Genomic DNA, 13661 nt, shown 5'->3' on the forward strand with positions numbered 1-13661 from the left:
CCGGCGGCCGGGGCACTCGGGCTACCCCCGGTTCGCCGCCTTCTTGACCGTCTTGATCACCGGCGCGGTCTCGACGTGGGTGATCGCCGGCAGCGCGGCGACCCGGGTGGTCAAGTACCGGTACAGCTCCCGCTGGTTCGCGCACACCACGCTGGCGTACAGGTTCGTCGGCCCGGTGGTGGCGGCGGCGAACGCGATCTCCTGGTGCCCGGCCAGAGCCGCACCGGCCTCTTCCAGGTGCGCGGGGGCGACCGACAGCCAGAGCAGGGTGCGCTGGCCGACACCGAACATGCTTCCGTCGACGTCGATGTCCAGGTACAGCACCCCGCGTTCGCGCAGCTCGGACATCCTGCGCCGGACCGTCGTCGGCGACCAGCCGGTCACCTCGGCCAGCCGCTCGAGCTCGGCTCGGCCGTCGGTGGCCAGCGCGGCGAGGAGCCGGCGATCCCCGTCGTCGAGCCGCACCGGTCCCGGCCGGTGGGGTACCGGGGCCGGACGCAGCCGCTCCATCGCCTCCTCGTCCAACGACCCGAGCTTGGCGACCAGGCTGTCCGGACCGCCGTAGAACGCGTGCAGCACAGAGTGTGCGGTCACGCCCTCGACCCGGGGCGTGCGGGGCAGCTTCGCCAGCAGCAGTGCCTCGCTGTCGGCCTCGCTCTCCGCCAGGACCGTGCAGGTGATCTCCGTGCCTCCGGAAGTGATGCTCACCCACGACGTGTCCGGGCGCCGGGCCAGCGCCTCGGCGACCGGGATCGACGCGGCGGGCGCGCAGCGCACCCGCAGGAACCACAGCACCGCGCCCAGTGCGGTCGGGTCGACGCCGCCGAGCACCCGCACCACCCCGGCTGACCGCAACCGGGCGTACCGGCGGGCGATCGTGCGGTCCGCGACGCCGAGCACCTCGGCGATCGTGCTGAAGGGGGCCCGGCCGTTGATCTGCAGGGCGTGCACCAGCCGGCGATCCAGCTCGTCGTAGTCGGATTCCACCGGCTCGACCCTAACCGGCGTCGGATACCGGCTCGATCCGGCGTGCTCCTGGCGGAACTGCGCCGGCCGGCGGAGCGTTGCTCCCGTCCTGATCGACACAACCAGGAGAGAACCCATGGACACCGATGTGCTCGTCGTCGGCGCGGGCCCGACCGGTCTGATGCTGGCCAACGAACTGCGCGTGGCGGGAGTGGCGGCCGTGCTGGCCGACAAGTTGTCACAGCGCAGCACGCTGTCGAAGGCGGGCGGCGTGCAGTCGCGCACGCAGGAGGCGTTCGACCAGCGTGGCCTGCTGGAACCGTTGCTGGCCACGGGAAACCACCCGACCGGCTTCGCCCACTTCGCCGGTATCGCGCTCCCGCTCACCCGGGACAGGCACCGCCACCCGTGGCGGTCGGTCCCGCAGGTGGTGATCGAGGGCTTCCTCGAGCGGCACCTTGCCGCCCACGGCTTCCCCGTGCGGCGCAACCACGAACTGACCGCTCTCGCCCAGGACGGGGACGGGGTCACCGCGGCCTTCGCGAGCGGCGATGTCATCCGCTCCCGCTACCTCGTCGGGGCCGACGGTGGCCGCAGCACGGTGCGGTCGCTGCTGGGGGCCGCGTTCCCCGGCAGGCCGGGCACGATGACCACGGTCGCCGCCGACGTCCGGCTGAGCGGCCACGACCAGACGGTGACGCACGCCCGCAGCGATGACGGGCACTGGGCGTCGGTGTTCCCGCTCGGCGTCGATCCGCAGGGCAGGCCCCTGCGGCGGCTCGCGCTGGGTGGGCCGGGCCGGTCACGGCCCCGGGAGGTCCCGGTCACCGAGGACGAGATCCGCGACGGATTGCGGGCCGTCTTCGGCTCCCGCGTGCAACTGCTCGAACTGCGCTACGCCCGCCGCATCACCAACGCGGCCCGGCAGGCCGCGCAGTACCGGCACGGGCGGGTGTTCCTGGCCGGCGACGCCGCCCACGTCCATCTCCCGATCGGCGCGCAGGGCATGAACACCGGGATCCAGGACGCGCTGAACCTGGGGTGGAAACTCGGCGCCGCGGTGCGCGGCTGGGCCCCGGAGCACCTGCTCGACACCTACCACGCCGAACGCCATCCGGTCGCGGCCGCCGTGCTGCGCAACGTCCAGGCGCAGAGCCTGCTGATGGACCAGCAGGGCACCGGCGACCCGGACCTGACGGCCGCCATGGACCTCTTCGCCGCCCTGACGCGACTGCGGGACGTCCAGTACCACCTCGACGACACACTGTCCGGGATGGGCCTCCGCTACCCGATGCCGGGCGCCGGTCACGGGCCGCTCGTCGGCCTGCCCGCGCCGGACCTGGACCTCGGCCCGGTCCGGTCGCACGAGCTGCTGCGGCACGGCCGTGGCGTCCTGATCGACCCGCTCGACCGGTTCGCCGAGGTCGCCGCCCTCTGGCCGGACCGGATCGACCGCGCGGGGCAGGGCGCCGACACGGAACCGATGCTCATCCGGCCGGACGGTTACGTGTGCTGGGCGGGCCACCCGGACGACCTCGAACCGGCACTCGGCCACTGGTTCGGCGAGCCCCACTGATCACGAGCGGTTCCGGCGTGGCCGGCCACCCGCACAGGCCGCCGGTGCCCGGTCGTGGTCAGCACCCCGCAGGCGGCGCACCGGCTTGCGCCCGCGTGAGCCTGATCGGTCTCAGGGGCTCGGCCGGCATGCCTGGTCGATCAGCCGCGCGGCCACGGCGTGCAGCTTCAGGTTCTCCTTCTGCGATTGCTGGACGAGCAGCGCGAAGGCTTCGTCGGCGGTGATGCACCGGGCCGCCATCAGGATGCCTTTCGCCTGGTCGATCACCGCACGGGTGGTCAGCGCGGTCCGGAGCCCGGCCGCTGTCTCGCGGGCCCTGCGGTGCCGCTCGGCCTGCCGGATCGCGGCCTCGGCCGCCGTCGTGTACAGCTCCAGCAACGCGGCGTCGAGCTCGCTGAAGCCGTGCCCCTCCACCCCGTAGAGGTTGAGCGAGCCGGAGAACTCCTCGTCGAGGAACAGCGGCGCGGACAGGTAGCTGCCGACCGACGCCGTGCGGGCCGCCTCCGCGAACGGCGGCCACCGGAGAGCGGCCTCGGACACGGCGATCCGCACCACCTTGCCGGTCCGGGCCGCCTCGACCGCCGGCCCGGCGTCGGCGTCGTACTGCACGTGGTCGATGTCCCTGGCCTGGTCCGACGTCGCCGCCACCGTGCGCAGCCGGCGGCCGTCGAGCACGGCCACACTCGCCAGGTCGGCGCCCGGGATCGCGGGCACGACCTGGTGACAGAGCCGGTGGAGCACGACCTCCAGCTCCTCGTGCTGGTCCAGGACGTCGGACAGCTGCTCCAGCGCCCCGGTCACGTCATCCACCCGGCGTACCACGCGCGGATCGTCGCCGCGGGTTTCTTCGGTGCCGCCGTGAACGGGCATCAACTCAGGTCCCTTCCGCTTCGCGCCACGGTTCAGCGCATCGATGCCCGGTTCGCCGTCTCCCTAAACCAGGGTGCCGGTAGCCGTCGGTGACGCACGGTGACCAGAAGGTTTGCCAGAAATGCCTCGCGACGGCTTCGCGGAAATGAAAGTTTCAAGGGGAAATGAATGTTTCACGGCCAATGGCCTGCAGAAAAGAATCGAGCACCGCAAGTCGTTGAGCCCGGCACCGGGGCGTGTTAGCGTTCACACCTTCGCCACAGTCGCCGTCGCCGCCGATGGGGGTTTCCGTTGTCGCACAAGCAATCACGCCTCGCCGCACCCCCACGACACCTCGGTGCGCTGTGGACCGTGTGCGCACTCGTCGCCGCGGTCATTTCCCTTGCGGCGCCGTCGAGTGCCGCCGCGGCGCCGGCTCCCATCACGAAACCGCCGATGGGGTGGAACTCCTGGAACTCCTTCGCCGGGGCCATCGACCACACCGCCATCGAGCAGCAGACGGACGCCATCGTCTCCTCCGGCATGAAGGACGCGGGCTACGAGTACGTCAACATCGACGACGGCTGGTGGACCGGCGCCCGCGACGCGAGCGGCAACATCACCGTCGACACCACCAAGTGGCCCGGCGGGATGTCCGCCATCACCGCCTACATCCACAGCAAGGGCCTGAAGGCCGGCATCTACACCGACGCCGGCCGCAACGGCTGCGGCTACTACTACCCCACCGGGCACCCCGCCTACCCCGGCACCGGCGCCGAAGGCCACTACGACCAGGACTTCCTCCAGTTCTCCCGCTGGGGCTTCGACTACGTGAAGGTCGACTGGTGCGGCGGCAACGCCGAAGGGCTCAACGCGCGCACGGCCTACACCCAGATCAGCGACTCCATTTCGCGTGCCACCGCGCAGACCGGGCGGCCGATGACGTTCTCCGTCTGCGAGTGGGGCGGCAACCAGCCGTGGAACTGGGCGCCCGGCATCGCCAACCTGTGGCGGACGAGCGGCGACATCATCTACTGGGGCGAGCGGCCGTCGATGTCGCGGATGCTGGCCAACTTCGACGCCGCCCAGCACCCGAGCGCGCAGAGTCCCGGCCACTACAACGATCCCGACATGCTCATCGCCGGTCTGCCCGGCTTCTCCGACGCGCAGAACCGGACGCACCTGAGCCTCTGGGCGATCTCCGGCGCGCCCTTGATCGCGGGCAACAAGCCCAGCGAAATGAGCGCCGCCACCCGCGCCACGCTGACCAACCGCGAGATGATCGCCATCGACCAGGACGCGCTCGGGCGCCAGGGCACGAAGGTCGCCGAGGACGCCTCGGGCCTGCAGGTTTACCAGAAGCCGCTGGCCGGCACCGGACGCCGGGCCGTCGTCCTGCTCAACCGCACCGGCTCGGCCGCCACCATCACCGCCCGGTGGTCGGCACTGGGCCTGTCGGGTTCGGCGGCCGTCCGCGACGTCTGGGCCGGCGCCGACCGCGGGACCTTCGCCTCGAGCTACGCCACGACCGTCGGAGCCGGGGAGGCCGTGCTGCTCACCGTCACCGGCACGGACGGCACCCCCACCGGCGGCGGCCCGATCACCGGCAAGCAGTCCGGCCGCTGCCTCGACGTGCCGAACGGGACCACCGCGAACGGCACCCAGCTGCAGCTGCTGGACTGCCAGGGCAGCCCGGGCCAGACCTGGACCCGCACGGCGAGCCGCCAGCTCACCGTCTACGGGAACAAGTGCCTCGACGCGTCCGGCCAGGGCACGGCCAACGGGACACCCGTGGTCATCTGGGACTGCAACGGCCAGGCCAACCAGCAGTGGACGGTGAACGCGAACGGCACGATCGCCGGCGTCCAGTCCAACCTCTGCCTGGACGCGAGCAACCAGGGCACCGCCAACGGCACCAAGGTCCTCCTCTGGGCGTGCAACGGCCAAGCGAACCAGCAGTGGACCGCCCCCGCGGCGTGACGCCCGCACGCCCGCGCGGCGCCGCGGCGGCCACGCGCTGAAACCGAGCTTGCGGCGGCCGCCCCGCTTCCGGGAGCTGTGGGCGGCCGCGGCAGGCTCGGCTTCCCGGCGGCGACGGGCACCCCGCGGATGGCTCCCGAGCGGTCGGTCGGCCCGGTTCATCGACCGGTGCGGGCAGCGTTTCCCGAAGGGCCGCGGCCTCGCGTGCGCTGACCGGGTGAGCGCGAACGCAGGCGGCCCGCACCGTCGGTGGTCTCGCGCCCGGACAGCAGGGTCGATGATGTGGTTGGGTGGACTCCGGATGGTCGGAGGTCGCCGTGGACGGTGGGGTGCTGGGACCGGGCGATGTGCTCGCGGCGGCCGAGACCGCCCCGCCCGTGGAGTCGGTCGAGGTCGTCGCGCGCGACCTGGCGAAGCGGCTGGGAGCCTTCGACGTGTCCTTCCTGCTGGTCGACCTCGTCGAGCAACACCTGGTGCGGCTGACCTCGACCGCCCAGGACCCGGACGGGCGCGCCCCGGAGCCGGTCGATCTGCCCGGGAGCGTCTACGAGCGGGTGCTGCGCACCCAGCAACCGTCGCGGGAGCCGACCGAGGGCGGGGTGCGGGCGGTGCTGCCGGTGACCAACCGCGGGGACTGCGTCGGTGTCCTGGAGGGGACCGTGCCGTTCTGTGACGAGGAGGTGCTGGCCCGGCTGGGGCAGGCCGCGCACGCGCTGGCCTACGTCATCGTCACCGACCGCCGCTTCACCGACCGGTACCAGATCGGCCGGCGCACCACCCCGATGAGCCTGGCCGCGGAGATCCAGCACCAGCTGCTGCCCTCGGCGTCCTGCTGCGAAGCAGCCCAGTTCACCATCGCCGGCGCGCTGGTGCCCGCCGACGACATCGGCGGCGACACCTACGACTACGCCCTGGACCGCGAAACCCTGCACCTGTCCATCACCGACGCCGCCGGGCACGACGTGGCCTCGGCACTGACCGCGACCCTGCTGGTCGGCGCGCTGCGCGGGGCCCGCCGAGCCGGCCACTCACTGGTGGAACAGGCGCAGCAGGCCAACCAGGCGCTGCTCGACCACGGCGGCGAAGTGGCACTGGCGACCGGGCAGCTGCTGGAAGTCGACCTGCAAACGGGACAGGTCGAACTGGTCAACGCCGGACACCCCCCGCCACTGCTGCTGCGCGACGGCGTGGTGAAGCCGGTCGAGCTGGAATCCGACCTGCTCTTCGGGGTCCGGCCGTACCGGTACCGGACGCAACGGCTGGACCTGCGCCCCGGCGACCGGCTGCTGCTGCTCACCGACGGCATGTTCGAACGCGACGCCGCCGGCGCCGACCTGCCCGCGCTGATCCGCCGGACCGCGGGGTTGCACACGAGAGAGCTGGTGCTGGCCGCGACCAGGGCGGTGACGCACGCCTCCCACGGTCACCTGCAGGACGACGCCACCGTGCTCTGCCTGGACTGGCACGGACCCGACCGCACCGAACGCCAAGCCGACAACGGCGCCGACACGGACACCGCCTCCCCCGCCTAGCGTTTCGGACGACCGCATGCGATGAGGGCCGATGTTGCCTGCTGCCGCGGCGGGCCGCGCCTGCGGACGGAAAGCGCGCGGATCCCGGCCGTGGGTGAACTCCGGTGTTTGTCCGGCTCTGTCCCCCACGAGAGCCACATCCAGGTGCCCGCTCAGGAGTGACGTTTCCGCCTCGTCGGATCTCTAATGTTCGACACGTCCGCGCCGATCCGGCGGCGGACGATGATCGGCATGGGGAGGCCACGAATCGCCGCGGTCATGTCCTTGCCAGGTCGGTTTCTCACGTCCGGGGTGGAGGGGAGGGCAGCCCGTGCAGGAGAACACCGAATCGACCATGCGGGAGACGTTGGCTGATTTCCTGCGTCGGCGGCGTGACGCGTTGGCACCGCAGGCGGTGGGGTTGCGCGGGGGTCCACGGCGCCGCACACCGGGACTGCGCCGGGACGAGGTGGCGCGCCTGGCGAACATGTCCACCACCTACTACGAGCGGCTGGAGCAGGGCCGTGGCCCGCAGCCCTCCACCGCCATCCTCTCCGGGCTGGTGCGCGCGTTGCGGCTGGACCCGGACGAACGCGCCTACCTGCACCTGCTGGCCGGGCACGCCGGCCCCGTGACCGTGGCGCCGGGCGGTGCCGTCGACAGCCACCTGCTGTCGGTCATGCGGGCGATAGAAGTGACTTCGCCCGCGTTCGCCGCCGACGACCTGGCCACCATCCTGACGCAGAACGAGCTGCACACCACGCTGTTCGGCCCGGTCGCCGGGCTACCCGCCTGGGAGGGGAACCTGTTCTGGTGCTGGTTCGTCTCCCACCGCTGGCGGCGGACCATGCTCAACCCACCGGACCAGCAGGAGTCCATCAGCCGCGCCTACGTCGCGGGCCTCCGGGTCGCCGTGGCGGAGCGTGGCTACGACGCGGCCGCGACCGCACTGGTCGGCGGCCTTCGGTCCGCCAGCGCGGAGTTCGCGCGGATCTGGACCGAGCACCGGGTGTCCAAGCCTTCGTCCTCGACGATCGTGACCGTGGTGGACGAGCGTGTCGGTCGGCTGGACTTCGACCACGCGCTGGTGGTCGGTCCACGGTCACGCCAGCGGCTGTACTCGCTGCACGCCGCCTCCGGGACACCCACCCGGCAGCGGGTCGGCAGGCTCCTCGAACTCGCCAAGCGGCCGCGGCACCCCCGTGCCGAACTCCGTGGCTGATATCCACGTACCGATAGTGCGTGGTTGACCCGGCCGATCGGACGTAGCGTTTCCGGCAGGAGCCCACCGTCCATCTGGAGTACCGCGACTGATGCTTTGGGGTGTCGAGTTTGGATGACAGTCTCCTCGATCGGGCATTGCGCTGCGCACATCGGCCGGGTGCACTGTTCGTCGAAATCGAACACAGCACCCTGCCGGCCATGCCCCAGCCGCTGGAATGGTGGAAACGAACGCCCGGCGTGAGCGACCCCGTCGATACCGAGGCTCTCGACTGGGTGCGAGGCGGGTACGTCATCGATGCCGGTTGCGGGACGGGCCGTCATCTGGAGATCCTCGCGCGGCGAGGTGTGCGTGGGCACGGAGTCGAGGTCAGTCCGGCCGCGGTGTCACTGGCCAAGGCGGCCGGTGTGCCGTGCGTTCGGGCGGACGTGTTCTCCTACGAGCCGTCGAACCCGGTGGACGCCGTACTCGCCCTCGGCGGCAACGGCGGATTGGCGGGCACTCTCGAGGCGTTACCCGGGTTTTTGCTCCGGCTGTCGTCCTGGCTGAACGAAACCGGTCGCATTGTCCTCACCTGTTCGGACTGGAGCAAATTGCCGCCGGAACGGCTGAACGGTCGCGACTCGCCGTCTCGCTATCCGGGAGACGTGCGGATGAGGTTCCGGCTCGGCGACGAAGTCGGCGCGTGGTTTCCCTGGTTGCTCGTCGACGCCGAGACTCTTGCGCAGGTCTGCTCATCGGTCGGACTGCGGATCGTCGACCGGAGGGCGTGGCTGGGCGGCGTGGTGCACGGCGCCCTGATCGAGCGGGTTCCGTCCACCTGACTCGCCGCACCGCTCCCAAGTTTCCCTGAAATTTCAGGGAAAACCGCAAAATGCGGATACGGAAAGGAACACGCACATGAACTCCCTGGTGCTGCCCACGGCCGCCGAACTGGAAACCGAGATCTCGGACACGCGTCCCGAACAGTTCTCGGCCTACATTTCCGTCTTCACCGAGGCGGCGTACGAGAACAGCGAACTCTGCGGCTGCTGAGTCGCGCAGGGCTGGTGGCACCGCGGACCTCAGCGGGGCCACCAGCCCGGTCCGCGGTGTCGGGGGCCAAGCCGGGAACCGGTCCCCTCGCCGGCCCGACAGCATGGGAGGAAAATGACGCGGCAGATGACTCATGCCGAGGGAACGGCCACCGGCCGAGAAGACCCGAGCTCGGTCAAGGTGGTGTTCGACGGAACGCATCGGAGCCGCCTCCCCGAGGAGACGTGGCAGTGGATCCAGCCGAAGCTGCCCCGGCTCGGAATCACCCGCGTCGCGGAGGTCACCTGGCTCGACGAGATCGGCATCCCGGTCTTCCAGGCGGTCCGGCCCAACGCACTCACCCTGTCGGTTTCGCAGGGCAAGGGGATGAGCAAGACACTCGCCCGGGTGTCCGCGGCCATGGAGGCGGTCGAGCTGTGGCACGCGGAGAATCCCCTGGCCGCCCCGACGCAGGTGGGCACGGTCGACGAGGTGGAGCGCGTCGTCGGCTATCGCGTTCAGGACCTCCCCCTGACCGGGCGGCACCACCTCAATCCGGACACGACTCTGTCCTGGCGGACGGCGCACCTGGTCGACAGTGCCGGCACGTCCCTGGTGCCCGCGGATCTGCTTCGGCTGGACTACCGGTTCGACCGGCGATGGCTGCCGCCGCTCTTTCGAGCCAGCAGCAACGGGCTGGCCAGTGGGAACACCCGGGCCGAGGCGCTGCTGCACGGCATGTACGAGACCGTCGAGCGCGATGCCATGGCGCGCGCGGCGTCGGGGAACCAGCCGCGCGCCGTGGATCCGGAAACCGTCGGCAACGCCGGCTTGGCGGCGCTCCTCGAACGATATCGCGCGGCGCGCGTGCACGTCCGGATGCGTTTCCTGGACAATCCGTTCGGCATCCCGGTGTTCGACGCACGGATCTGGAGCGATGCGTTCCCGGCGACGTTCGCCGGCGCGGGCGCTCACCTGGACGCAGCGGTCGCCCTGTCACGCGCGCTCACCGAAGCGGCGCAGTCCCGCGCCACGGCCATCGCGGGAGCGCGGGACGACATCGGCAAGGCGCCGTACCGGGAAGCCCGGGTCTTCGGAGTCCGGCGGTCATCGGAGTCCCCGCCCTTCGCCGGTCAGGACGATCCGGACTTTCCGTTCGACGCCATCGAGTCGTCGCCGCTGCCCACCCTGGACGAGGAAGTGGAACACGTCGCGAAGAGAATCAGGGAAGTCACCGGTCACGCCCCGTTGTACGTCGACCTGACGCAACCCGACATCGCGATACCGGTGGTGCACGTCGTGTGCCCGGGAACTTCGTTGCAGGACCACTGACCACCACACCAACCTGGTTTCCCCGAGCAGAGCGGACGATCCATGCCCCGATGCATCCTCTTCGTCGGCCCGAGCCTGCCGGACGCCGCCGATCTCGCGCGGAACCCGGCGGTCGAGGTGTTGCCGCCCGTGTCCGCGGGCGACCTCCCGCGGCTGTCGTTGGAAGCCGGTGATGTGGTCGGCATCGTCGACGGCTACTTCCACCAGGTCGGCGCGGTCCGGCACAAGGAAGTCCTGGCGTTGCTGAGCGAAGGCGTCCGGGTTCTCGGCGCCGCCAGCATGGGTGCGCTCCGCGCCGCCGAACTGGATTCCTTCGGCATGGAAGGAGTCGGCCGGATCTACGCGGACTACCGCGACGGGCGGCTGGAGGCGGACGACGAAGTCACCCTCCTGCACAGCACTCCGGACGAGGACTACCGGCCGCTCTCGGAACCACTGGTGTGCATGCGGGCCACCCTGTCCCGGGCGGTGGAAGACGGTGCCTGTGACAGCGCGACCGCGGCGCGGCTGGTCGCCACACTCGCCGGCTGGCCCTTCGGACGCCGCTCCTACGGCGGGCTCGTCGCGGCCGGGCGGGAAGCGGGAATCGACGCTGAGGTCGTGCGCCGCCTCCGTGAGTACTGCGTCACCCACCGGCTCGACCCCAAACGCGATGACGCGCTTCTGTTGCTCGACGCCCTGCAGCGGGCCGGCCACGGCGAGCGCGCCACACCCCCCGGCGTTCCCACCGTCAACCGGACGTCCTTCCTCTACCTGTGGCAAACAGCCGCGTCGGGCCTCGACATCGGCGACTCCCCGCACCACGGGCACCTCGGAGCGCTGCGTGCCTGCCAGCTGTTCGCGGACGACTACCCCCGGTTCCACCGGGATGTCGTTCTCCGTGCGCTGACGACGGCGTGCGCCGAGGAATGCGGGACGATTCCGCCCGCCGCCGACGAACCGGCCCCGGCGCACATCGCGCTCCGGCACAGCGAGCACCGTGGCCTCTACCGGCTCCCGGCCGATCCGGCCCGGCTCGGGTTCCTCGCGCTTTGGCTGACCGACACCGAACGGGAGACCCTGACCCCCGACGAGCAACTGGTCACGTTCCTCGTACGCAGTTTCCGGGTGAATCCCGGTCTGACCTGGGAGGAACTGTCGATCCAGCGGCTGCGGGACCGGTCTTGCTGGAAGGACGCCCGCCGCATCGTCCAGCTCGCGTGGGAGGTCAACGATCGGGTGTTCACCGAGCACCAGGAGCGCCACGTGAACGACCTGTCTTCCGAGAAGATCCTCGACCTGTTCGCGCAGCGTTGGGGAGTCGCCCGGGCCGACCTCGAGCTGGCCGCGATGGACCGCGGACTCGAATCGCTGGACAGCTTGACCATGGCAGCTCGCGCCTTCTACCTGCTGGCGCGCTACAACCCGGATCTCGTCCATCTCGGGATCGGATAGCGGACCCGGCCGGTCGGCCGTGTCCCGCACCTCACCGGCCGGTCAGAAGTTCTTCTTCGAGACCGTCCAGGGGTACCTGGACGCGAGCCCGGACGGATCCAGGATGTACGAGCGGGCCGTCCCGTTGCCGTTGAGCACCATGTCGAGGAACTGGACGACCGTGGTCATGCCGTCGGTCAGCTGGCTGCCGGTGATGAAGCCGACGTGCCCGGCCTGGGGGTGCACGGCCAGCACGGCGGGAACGGTGACCAGGTCGTAGTTCGCCCGCGTGTTGTCGTAGGCGATGTCGGAGGGCCCGCCGGCCAGGAACAGGACCGGTGAGTGGAGCCGGGCGAGCTCGGCGCGGGAGTACCCGAAGGAACCGTCGGCGAAGAGACCGCTGTCCAGGGACACCACGGCGGACACCCGGCTGTCCTGCCCGGCGACCAGGGCCTCGAGGCCGCCGCAGGAGTGACCCGCGGTGGCGACCTTCGTCAGGTCGAGCCGCTGGGACAGCGGTGCCCCGGACCGGTTCTGCTCCCGCTCCGCCCACGTGATCGCGCCGGTGAGCAGGGAGGGGATCGGAGAGCCGCTCGGTACGCCGTTGGCCGAACCGTCCGCCGAACCGGTGTCCACCACGACGACACCCTTCGACGCGATGACCGTCAACGCCCGGGTGACCTCGCTGTTGTTCGTGTGCGCGCAGGCACCGTTCCCGAACACCAGCACCGGCATCGGCCCGCCCACCGCCTGCGGGTTCGACGGGCGGAACACGGTGTAGCGGTTGTCGCCGTACGCGGCCTCCCGGGTGACCGGGAAGTTGTTGTCCACCAGGGCCCCGCCCGCCGGCGGGGGCTCCGTCGCCGAGCCGGTGCACGCGACCCCGTTGAGCGTGAAGGCCGACGGAGTGACCGAGCCGGTGCCGGAGGTGGCGTTGAAGCCGAAGGAAATCGTCCCGCCGCTGGCGACGACACCGTTCCACGACGCGTTGGTCACCGACACCTGCGCACCCGACTGGGCGGCAGAGCCGTTCCACAGCTGGGTGATCCGCTCATCGCCGGCGAACGTCCACGCCACCTGCCAGCTGTTGACCGGGCTGCCGAGGTTCGTCACCGTCACGGCCGCGCCGAACCCACCCTGCCACTGCGAGCTGATCGCGTAGTCGGCCCGGCATCCGGCGGCGGCCTGCGCCGCTGCCGCCACCGCGCCGCCCCCGGTCAGCCCGGTGGTCACCGCCACTGCTGCCGCGAACGCCGTCGTGAGCCGGACACGGGAATCCGTCGTGAGCACAGTGATCTCCTCGTTCGGGGTGCGAGCAGAGTGGGAGCGCTCCCAGTAGCCTCCGGACTGTGTGCTCATTCCGGTACGCCCGTCAAGACATGTGTCTGCTGATCGCCGTGGTTTTCACCCGATCGGGGCAGGCGGCGTCGGGCGTACATCGTGCTTCAGCCGGTCGGCTCCGGGTACTCGCGGCGGAAGGCGGCCGCGATCGGCCGCGCCGGTATCAGCGCAACGACGGGAGACACCATGGCCACCGGGGAAACCGGGTTCGACGACGTCAGCTTCGACCTCGTGTCGGTGCAGTACCACGCCCTGAAGGCAGGGCACGACTACGGCCAATACGTCCGGGACGCCGACAATGCGGGACGCCAGGACATCGCCGACTTCTTCCGCAAGGTCATGGAGGAAGACTCGGCACGGGCGAAGCAGTGCCACGAGTTCCTCAAGCAGCTGTCCGGGAGCTCGGAGTCCGGTCCGGCTGTGTCGTGACGCGTGCTCGTCGTCTCGCCCGGCCAGG

At 70.9% G+C, this 13661-nt stretch carries 12 protein-coding genes; 9 read left to right on the forward strand and 3 right to left on the reverse strand.

The genetic code is table 11. The features are described from left to right. Positions 1-21: 21 nt before the first annotated feature. The gene (locus ACLJOU_RS13265; RefSeq protein WP_410567040.1) at positions 22-987 is read right to left on the reverse strand and encodes an Lrp/AsnC family transcriptional regulator; all 966 of its coding nucleotides are present in this window, start codon (positions 985-987) and stop codon (positions 22-24) included. Between the two features lie 115 nt (positions 988-1102). Here ACLJOU_RS13265 and ACLJOU_RS13270 point away from each other — a divergent pair, with 115 nt between their 5' ends. Continuing rightward, on the forward strand, positions 1103-2542 hold the full coding sequence (locus ACLJOU_RS13270) for an FAD-dependent monooxygenase (protein WP_410567042.1): 1440 nt from the start codon (positions 1103-1105) through the stop codon (positions 2540-2542). 111 nt (positions 2543-2653) lie between these two features. Here ACLJOU_RS13270 and ACLJOU_RS13275 read toward each other — a convergent pair whose 3' ends face one another. Then, the gene (locus ACLJOU_RS13275) at positions 2654-3412 is read right to left on the reverse strand and encodes an ANTAR domain-containing protein (RefSeq protein WP_410567044.1); all 759 of its coding nucleotides are present in this window, start codon (positions 3410-3412) and stop codon (positions 2654-2656) included. 351 nt (positions 3413-3763) lie between these two features. Here ACLJOU_RS13275 and ACLJOU_RS13280 point away from each other — a divergent pair, with 351 nt between their 5' ends. The 7 genes from ACLJOU_RS13280 to ACLJOU_RS13310 all read left to right on the forward strand — a co-directional run bounded on the left by ACLJOU_RS13280 (position 3764) and on the right by ACLJOU_RS13310 (position 11884). Then, entirely contained in the window at positions 3764-5371 is a 1608-nt protein-coding gene (locus ACLJOU_RS13280) for a glycoside hydrolase family 27 protein (RefSeq protein ID WP_410567046.1), read from the forward strand. A 290-nt stretch (positions 5372-5661) separates the two neighbouring features. Continuing rightward, the gene (locus tag ACLJOU_RS13285) at positions 5662-6903 is read left to right on the forward strand and encodes a PP2C family protein-serine/threonine phosphatase (protein WP_410567048.1); all 1242 of its coding nucleotides are present in this window, start codon (positions 5662-5664) and stop codon (positions 6901-6903) included. A gap of 310 nt (positions 6904-7213) precedes the next feature. Further along, a complete protein-coding gene (locus tag ACLJOU_RS13290; protein WP_410567050.1) occupies positions 7214-8104 on the forward strand; it encodes a helix-turn-helix transcriptional regulator in 891 nt (296 codons plus the stop codon). 110 nt (positions 8105-8214) lie between these two features. Then, positions 8215-8928, forward strand: a complete 714-nt coding sequence (locus tag ACLJOU_RS13295) for a class I SAM-dependent methyltransferase (RefSeq protein ID WP_410567052.1) — start codon at positions 8215-8217, stop codon at positions 8926-8928. A 76-nt stretch (positions 8929-9004) separates the two neighbouring features. Further along, positions 9005-9139, forward strand: coding sequence for a hypothetical protein (locus ACLJOU_RS13300; protein WP_410567054.1), 135 nt, complete (start codon positions 9005-9007; stop codon positions 9137-9139). A gap of 114 nt (positions 9140-9253) precedes the next feature. After that, a complete protein-coding gene (locus tag ACLJOU_RS13305; RefSeq protein ID WP_410567056.1) occupies positions 9254-10450 on the forward strand; it encodes a YcaO-like family protein in 1197 nt (398 codons plus the stop codon). 42 nt (positions 10451-10492) lie between these two features. Then, a complete protein-coding gene (locus tag ACLJOU_RS13310) occupies positions 10493-11884 on the forward strand; it encodes a TfuA-like protein (protein WP_410567058.1) in 1392 nt (463 codons plus the stop codon). 42 nt (positions 11885-11926) lie between these two features. On the opposite strand, the gene ACLJOU_RS13315 is transcribed toward ACLJOU_RS13310, so the two are convergent. Next, positions 11927-13153, reverse strand: coding sequence for a cellulose binding domain-containing protein (locus ACLJOU_RS13315; protein WP_410567060.1), 1227 nt, complete (start codon positions 13151-13153; stop codon positions 11927-11929). A gap of 237 nt (positions 13154-13390) precedes the next feature. Between ACLJOU_RS13315 and ACLJOU_RS13320 the strand changes: the two genes are divergently transcribed. Next, a complete protein-coding gene (locus ACLJOU_RS13320) occupies positions 13391-13633 on the forward strand; it encodes an acyl carrier protein (RefSeq protein ID WP_410567062.1) in 243 nt (80 codons plus the stop codon). The last annotated feature ends 28 nt before the right edge of the window (positions 13634-13661 follow it).

Source organism: Amycolatopsis sp. cmx-4-61 (assembly GCF_046548775.1).
Classification (GTDB): Bacteria; Actinomycetota; Actinomycetes; order Mycobacteriales; family Pseudonocardiaceae; genus Amycolatopsis.

What these genes read in the sequence shown, in the direction of transcription:
- ACLJOU_RS13310 (WP_410567058.1), top strand. Translation starts at nt 10,493, where the DNA reads ATGCCCCGATGCATCCTCTTCGTCGGCCCGAGCCTGCCGGACGCCGCC.
- ACLJOU_RS13300 (WP_410567054.1), top strand. Translation starts at nt 9,005, where the DNA reads ATGAACTCCCTGGTGCTGCCCACGGCCGCCGAACTGGAAACCGAGATC.
- ACLJOU_RS13275 (WP_410567044.1), bottom strand. Translation starts at nt 3,412, where the DNA reads ATGCCCGTTCACGGCGGCACCGAAGAAACCCGCGGCGACGATCCGCGC.
- ACLJOU_RS13320 (WP_410567062.1), top strand. Translation starts at nt 13,391, where the DNA reads ATGGCCACCGGGGAAACCGGGTTCGACGACGTCAGCTTCGACCTCGTG.
- ACLJOU_RS13305 (WP_410567056.1), top strand. Translation starts at nt 9,254, where the DNA reads ATGACGCGGCAGATGACTCATGCCGAGGGAACGGCCACCGGCCGAGAA.
- ACLJOU_RS13270 (WP_410567042.1), top strand. Translation starts at nt 1,103, where the DNA reads ATGGACACCGATGTGCTCGTCGTCGGCGCGGGCCCGACCGGTCTGATG.